Genomic DNA, 6,767 nt, shown 5'->3' with positions numbered 1-6,767 from the left:
GGTGAGCGGGGTCTGGTGCGTGCGGCTGCAAGGCGGAGGAGGGCGTCGATGCGGAGCATCGGCAACCGACGACAACGCCGCAGACGCGCGTGCCAGACCCCGCTCACCGGCGTGATCCAAACGACAGGCCCTAGGTCTGGGGCGGGCGGCCGCAGGTGTGGAGGAACTCGCGCAGGATGCGCTCCCCCGCCGCGACGCCCCGCTCGGGCAGCGCGGTGATCGTCGGTGCCGTCCAGTCGGTGTCCGCGAGTTCGCCGTGGCCGGGACGCCAGCCGCGGTCGGCGGCGAGCAGGAGGTCGGCGTCGAGGAGGGAGTCACCGGCGGCGAGGGTCAGGGTCGCCCCGGTGCGGCGGGCGACCTCCCGCATGGCCGCGCTCTTGGTGAGCGGCTTCGGCACGGCGTAGATCTTGCGACCCTGGAGGGACACGGTCCAGCCGCGGTTCTCGGCCCAGACCGCGAGTTCCTTCACCCACTCCTCGGAGAGCAGTTCGCGCTCGACGACGAGATACACGAACAGGTCCTCGGCAACCCGGTGCTTACGCACCCAGGCCGGGTCGGCGGTGGCCTCCAGATACTCCCGTACCTCCTCCAGCGGCGCGCACTCCGTGGCCAGCCGCGCCGTCACGCGCGCGTGCCACTCGGGGTCGGAGACCCCGTCGACGAGCAGGTGCCCGCCGTTGGCGCAGATCGCGTACTTCGGGGCGGGCCCCGGCAGGTTGATGCGCTGGTACTGCTTGCGGGTACGGGTCGTGGTGGGCACGAAGTCAGCCACGTCACCGAGCTCACAGAGCAGCGCGGCGGCCGTCTCGGTCAGGTACGACAGCGGCCGGCTCTCGTGCACCTCGACGCAGAGCAGCCGGGGCGCCCGCGCGTCCGGCATGGTCAGGGCGAGGGCGGCGGCGGAGTAGATCAGCGTACGGTCGAGGTCGCTGGCGACGAGCGTCCTGGGCGTGGACATCAGACCGTCACCGCCTTGCCGTCGGCACCGGTCGCACCACGCGTGTACTTCGGGTGGATCAACCCCACGCAGGTGTAAGGGAGTTCGGCGACCTCCTCGACGGGCACCCCGCGCTGCTCGGCGAGCAGACGTACGTGGTCGAGGTCGGCGCCCGCTCCGGCGCGGGCCAGGATCTTCCAGGGCACGCGGCGCAGCAGCACCCGGGTGGTCTCGCCGACGCCCGGCTTGACGAGGTTCACGTCGTGGATCTCGTACTCCTCGCTGATCCGCTCGACCGCCGCCCAGCCCTCCCAGGTGGGGGTGCGGTCGGCGGCGAGGAGTTCCTTGGCCTGGGCGCAGGCCGCGTCGGCGACGTCGGCGAAGTGGGCGGCCACGGTGTCCAGGAAGTCGACGGAGACATCGGATCCCGCGAGTTCACGGTAGAACTTCGCGCCGTGGAAGTCGTGCTCGCCCACCAGGTCGGAACGCAGCACCGTACGCGAGATCAGCCCCGAGACCGTCGAGTTGAGGCAGGCGGAGGGGATGAGGAAGTCCTCACGGGTGCCGTACGTCCGCACGCACGAGCCCGGGTCGGCGAGGACCGCGATCTCCGGGTCGAAACCGGTGACACCCTCGAGGGTCTCGAACTCCTCGACGGCCTGGACGAGTTCCCGGGTGATCGCGCCCTTGCCGGTCCAGCCGTCGACGAACACGACATCGGCCGGGTCGTGGTGGGCGGCGAGCCAGCGCAGCGCGTTGGCGTCGATGCCGCGGCCACGCACGATGGAGACGGCGTAGTGCGGCAGGTCGAGACCGTGCCGGTGCTGGGCCCAGCGGCGCATCAGGACGCCGACGGGGGTGCCCGCACGGGCCAGCGACACGAGTACGGGCCGTGGGGAGCGCTCGGCGAGCACCAGCTCGGTGACGGCGCCGACGGCTTGGGCGATACGGGCCGCCGAGGTGCCCAGGGCCGCGTGGAACAGCTCCTGGTACTGGGCGCTCGGCTGGTACTCCATCGGCAGCGATTCCGCGTAGTGCGCGCCACCGCTCTGGATCGCCTCCTCGCGCTCCTCGGTCGGCGCCTCCAGGGTCACGTCCGAGAGGTCCTGGAGCAGCCAGCCGACCTCGTCCGGCGGGTACGAGGAGAAGGCTGGGCCACGGAGGGGCTCAGGCAGCATGGAGGGCCTTTCGGTGGACGGCCGCGCGGGGACGTACGACGGGACGACGGCGAGCAGGACGCTCGGGCTGTGGGCCGCGAGCTGGGCCAGCAGGCCGTCGGGGGCGTGCAGCGCGGGGGTGTCGGCGGTGGAGTCGACGACGGCGACCACGGCGTCGAAGCCGGCGCCCGCGACGTTGTAGGCGTAGCGCTCGCCGGGGCCGTCGTCCGGGTCGTCGTGGGCCGGGAAGACGAGGCGGGTGCGGATCGCGTAGCCGGGGTCGTCGAGGGCGAGGACGGGCGAGCGGGTGGTCGTGGAGTACCGCACGTCGGCGGCCACGACCTGCTCCAGCTCCCGTGCCAGCCGCAGCGGGGCGTACATCAGCTCCTCGAAGCCGAGCACCAGCACCCGCCGGGCGCTGTCCGGCAACGCGTCGGCGATCCGCGCGGCCATCGCCGGCAGGGCGCCGTCCAGGCGTATTCGATGCCCGGGCGTGAACCCGTGCCGGCCCCCGTCCGGGACACCACGCGGCCACCCCAGCTCGACACGGACCGCATCGGGACCCCGCGCCCCGGAGCCGGCCACCTGCTCCTGCCCGTTGGTGGACGCGTACCGCGCGACCAGGGCCTGACCCTTCTCCAGTACGCCCTCCGGGAGCCGCACCGTCCCCGAGGCGGCTGTGACGAGGTCGACCCGTGCGCCGATCTCCTGGGCGAAGTCCTCCAGCCGCCCCAGGTCGGCGGCCGAGCGCATGTCGACGAGTGCCACGATCACGTACCGCTCGCGCGGGTAGCGGGCGTGGAGTTCGCGGATCGTGTTCAGGACCGTGTTGCCGGTGGAGAACTCGTCGTCGACGAGGACCAGCGGGCCGGGGCCCGAGAGCAGGCCGGGGTCCTCCGGGAGGAGCAGATGCGACGTGGCGTGCGAGTGCGACTCCTCGAAGCCGCCCGCCGTGGCGACGCCCGCGACGGGGCGGCGGGTCGAGTGGAGGTAGGGGGCGAGGCCCACGCCGTCGGCGACGGAGTGGCCGAGGCCGGTGGCCGTCTCGGCGTACCCGAGGACGACGGCCGCGCGGGCGCTCTGCGTGCCGAGCAGCTCGCGCACCCGCCGGCCGAGCGCGAACCCGTACCCGTACACCACGGACGGTGACTGCGGGACATGCTTGCCCAGCACGTTCGACACCAGCAGATGCGCCCGCCGGGGGTTGCGCCGCAGCGCGAGCCCCAGCAGGTCGCTCAGCTTCTCGTCACCGACGAGTTCGACCCCGAGCCGCTCGGCGACCCAGGTTCCCGTCCACACCACGTTGCTCATCGATTCCTTGTTGATCGGATTCCTTGTTGATCGCTGGTCGGGCCTGATCGGTCGGTCGGGCCTGGTCGCTCGGTCGGGCCGGTTCAGGTAGGCGGCCCGGCGGCGAGGAGTTCCACGAAGCCGATGTCCTCGTTGGCGACACCGAAAACCTCGGCGCGCTGGAGGGTGCGCTCGGCCCAGGCGCGATGCGGCTTCACCTCGTTCATCTTGTTCGTGTACGCCGACCTCAGCACGCCGCCACCGCCGCGCTCGGGCCGCAGGATGTCCTGCGCGTCGCTGTACTCCTCATGGGTGACGACGGACAGCGCGTGCACGGCCGGAACGTGCGAGGGGTGGATGCAGGTCTTGCCGAGCAGTCCGTTGGCCCGGTCGAGGGCGATCTCGCGCAGCAGCCCGTCCAGGTCGTGTTCTATCAGCGCGTTGCGCAGGTCCTCCGCCTCCGGGGTGAAGGGGCTGCGGCGCAGCTGCGGCTTGAACATGCGCTCCTGGACCCGGAAGTACTCCCACACCGGCCCGGTCACCGTGAATCCGGTGCCGTCCGCCCGCCCCAGCATGTTCACCACGTCGGCGATCACGGAGGCGACGATCTGCACGTCGTACGCGGTCATGTCGGGCGCTCTGCGCAGCCCGTACGCCGAGCAGAAGTCGGTGACGCCGAGGCGCAGCGCGAGGACCCGGTCGCGGTACTTGTCGACCGTGCGGGAGATCCCCTCCAGGGTCTCCCGGCGGGTCTCCAGATACAGCAGGCCGGGCGACTCGAGGACCGGCATGGCGAACAGGCGCCGCCCGCTCGCGGACTCGGCCGCGCCGAGCGCCTCCATGAACGGGACGCCCCGCTCCTCGGTGAACTTCGGCAGTACGAATCCGGACAGCAGCCTCACGGTAGGGCCGAGCCGCCGCACGAGGTCCGGGATCTGCGCGGGCTCGCGGACCCGCACGAACAGCAGCGGAAGCTCGGCCCCGGACCGTCCGGCGAGGTCGGCGAACTGCCTGACCAGGTTCTCCTCGGCGCCCACGACCTCGGCGTCGTCGATCGAATCCTCCAGGCACAGCACCATGGAGACCACGCCGCGCCCGGCCTGCTTGACGACGTCGTCGGCCAGCCGCGGCCTCGTCGCCGGGCTGTACAAAGTGGCCCCGAGAGCCGCCGCGAGCACACGGGCCGGGGAATCGGCGGTGAAGACGCTCGGCTCTCGATAGAACAGCCGCCGTCGCTCTTCAGGGGCGATATGCCCGAAGTGACGCATGAAACTCCCCCGTGACGGCTAGGCGGCCCTACGTGATGTGGCCGGTAATAGTACGTATGGTTCCATGTCAGGGGTTCCCATCGGGCATGAAGTTCAGGTAACTCGGCCGTGTCGGTTGTCTTCCCTCTTGACCCGGATTCCTCACCCCCACGTTGTCGTGACCAGGACCGAGAGGGCAGGATGACCGCATGACGCACGCGATGCTGAAGGGGTCGAACGTCCCGCTGGACGTTGCAGCGGTACGCGCCGTACTGCGCTGGACACCCGGGCAGGGTGTTCCCGATGTCGATGCCTCGGCGCTGCTCCTCGGTCCCGACGGCCGTGTGCGATCCGACGAGGACTTCGTCTTCTACAACCAGCCACGCCATCCCTCGGGCAAGGTCTGGCGGCTCGGCAAGAAACGCGTCACCGAAGGCCTGACCGACACGATCCAGACAGATCTGGCCGGTGTCGAGTCCGGCGTCGGACAGATTCTGCTGGTCGCATCGGCGGAGGGCGTCGCCTTCGACCACGTACGCAGCCTGCGCATCCTGCTGTACGACGCGTCCGCCGCGGACGGCGAACCGCTGGCCTACTTCGACGTCAAGCCGGAGACCGGTGCGGAGACGGCGCTGATCTGCGGGGAGCTGTACCGGCGTGGCCAGGGCTGGAAGTTCCGGGCGCTCGGCGAGGGCTATCCGAACGGCCTGGAGGGGCTCGCCTCCGACTTCGGGATCACGGTGGACGAGTCGGATCCGGACGCCGCGCCCGTGACCGGGTCGGTACCCGGATCCGTGCCCGGGCCCACACCCGGATCCGTGCCCGACGCCTCGACCTGGGCGGCCCCCGCCGGGTCACCCGAGACCTCGGTACCGCTGCCGCCCGAGCAGCAGCCCGCCCCGGTCCCCCAGCAGCCCGGGTACGGCTATCCGCAGCCGCAGACGGCACCCGCGGCCACGACCCAGCCGGCGTATGGCTATCCCCAGCCGACCGGCCAGTCGGCCTACGGCTACCCCCAGCCCCAGCCCCAGACCGCAGCCCCCGCGCAGCCCGCCTACGGTTTCCCCCAGCCGATGAACACACTCCCGGACCCGGACTTCAAGCTGCCGCCGCAAGGGCCACAGTTCATCGGGCGGTAGGGCCTGTCCGGCGGACGCGCCCGAAAGGGGCCCCGGGCAGGCGAACCGTCAAACCCGTCAACGGTCCACCTTCGACTTGTACCCCCGCCCCCACTGAAGCCCCCAGCCGTAGAGGCGGTCGAGTTCGGCCTGGAAGCCGTACACGAACTTCACCTCGCGCCGCACGATCAGATCGCCCTTCTGGTTCTCGAGCATCACGACGGCACAGGACCGGGCCTGCGGATGGCGTTCGTCGAGGCCGATCTCGATCCGCGGGCCGTTGCTCGGGAAGAGCGTGACGATGGCCTGCGTACGGTCGAAGGCCGGGGTCTGGTCGTAGATGTAGACGAAGACCAGGAGTCGTTTGATGTTGTCGCGGTGGTCGAGGTTGACGTAGATCGTCTCACCCGACGCCGAGCCGAAGCGGTCGTCTCCGCTGAGCTTCACATACGGCGCGCCGTTGAGTTCGCCGAAGAAGCTGCCCAGGGGCTGGACCACGCCCTTGGTGCCGTCCGTGAGCTCGTACAGGACGCCGAGGTCGAGGTCGACGTTCACCATGCTCTGGGTGTGCGCCTGGACCATTTCGGGCTTGAAGGTCCTCAGGGGGTTGCGTAGCAGGCTGCCGCGCTTCTGGCCGCCGATGTCGGAGGTACGCATCCGCCAGGACAGGTTGATGCGCAGATTGCCGGTTTCCGCGCCCTGCTTGTTGAGCGAGACCGTGTGGTTCCGCTTGGTCAGTTCTATGGAGTTGGTGGCCGCGCTGCCGGAGTCGAAGTCCGCCGAGCGCCCGCGCCACAGATCGCCCCAGAAACTCATTCCCGCCCCCACGTTCCCACGTGCCCCGTCCCCTCACTATGCGACAGGGCGACCGTCAGGACTCGTCCCAGACAGCCGCCCCGCTCAGAGCGTTCCTCAACCAATCCCGTTTCACACCCCGGCGAGTGAGCCGAAGGGGCGCGCCGGTGTCGAGAGGCCGAGCGCGCGGAGGCCCGAAGGGCCGAGCACGATCGGGCTGTCG

At 70.7% G+C, this 6,767-nt stretch carries 5 protein-coding genes; 1 reads left to right on the top strand and 4 read right to left on the bottom strand.

The annotated features are described in order from the left end of the window. Positions 1 to 130 precede the first annotated feature (130 nt). The 3 genes from AB0D57_RS37620 to AB0D57_RS37610 all read right to left on the bottom strand — a co-directional run bounded on the left by AB0D57_RS37620 (position 131) and on the right by AB0D57_RS37610 (position 4,652). Positions 131 to 958: an HAD family hydrolase gene (locus AB0D57_RS37620; RefSeq protein ID WP_362084062.1), complete on the bottom strand. Its 828-nt coding sequence runs from the start codon at positions 956 to 958 to the stop codon at positions 131 to 133. Continuing rightward, positions 958 to 3,405 carry a phosphoribosyltransferase gene (locus AB0D57_RS37615; RefSeq protein WP_362084059.1) on the bottom strand — a complete coding sequence of 816 codons (2,448 nt, stop codon included), beginning with the start codon at positions 3,403 to 3,405 and terminating at the stop codon, positions 958 to 960. The genes AB0D57_RS37620 and AB0D57_RS37615 overlap by 1 nt, the downstream gene beginning before the upstream one ends. Positions 3,406 to 3,488: 83 nt before the next feature. After that, positions 3,489 to 4,652: an HpcH/HpaI aldolase/citrate lyase family protein gene (locus AB0D57_RS37610; protein ID WP_362084056.1), complete on the bottom strand. Its 1,164-nt coding sequence runs from the start codon at positions 4,650 to 4,652 to the stop codon at positions 3,489 to 3,491. A gap of 188 nt (positions 4,653 to 4,840) precedes the next feature. On the opposite strand from AB0D57_RS37610, the gene AB0D57_RS37605 reads away from it, so the two are divergent. Further along, positions 4,841 to 5,770, top strand: coding sequence for a TerD family protein (locus AB0D57_RS37605; protein WP_362084053.1), 930 nt, complete (start codon positions 4,841 to 4,843; stop codon positions 5,768 to 5,770). 57 nt (positions 5,771 to 5,827) lie between these two features. Here AB0D57_RS37605 and AB0D57_RS37600 read toward each other — a convergent pair whose 3' ends face one another. Next, the gene (locus AB0D57_RS37600; RefSeq protein WP_362084050.1) at positions 5,828 to 6,565 is read right to left on the bottom strand and encodes a Tellurium resistance; all 738 of its coding nucleotides are present in this window, start codon (positions 6,563 to 6,565) and stop codon (positions 5,828 to 5,830) included. Between the last annotated feature and the right edge of the window lie 202 nt (positions 6,566 to 6,767).

The sequence above is a fragment of the Streptomyces sp. NPDC048275 genome (assembly GCF_040652275.1).
Classification (GTDB): domain Bacteria; phylum Actinomycetota; class Actinomycetes; order Streptomycetales; family Streptomycetaceae; genus Streptomyces.
Note: the sequence above shows the minus strand (reverse complement) of the source record. Positions and strands in the feature narration are given on the sequence as shown.

What these genes read in the sequence shown, in the direction of transcription:
- AB0D57_RS37615 (WP_362084059.1), bottom strand. Translation starts at nt 3,405, where the DNA reads ATGAGCAACGTGGTGTGGACGGGAACCTGGGTCGCCGAGCGGCTCGGG.
- AB0D57_RS37600 (WP_362084050.1), bottom strand. Translation starts at nt 6,565, where the DNA reads ATGAGTTTCTGGGGCGATCTGTGGCGCGGGCGCTCGGCGGACTTCGAC.
- AB0D57_RS37610 (WP_362084056.1), bottom strand. Translation starts at nt 4,652, where the DNA reads ATGCGTCACTTCGGGCATATCGCCCCTGAAGAGCGACGGCGGCTGTTC.
- AB0D57_RS37620 (WP_362084062.1), bottom strand. Translation starts at nt 958, where the DNA reads ATGTCCACGCCCAGGACGCTCGTCGCCAGCGACCTCGACCGTACGCTG.
- AB0D57_RS37605 (WP_362084053.1), top strand. Translation starts at nt 4,841, where the DNA reads ATGACGCACGCGATGCTGAAGGGGTCGAACGTCCCGCTGGACGTTGCA.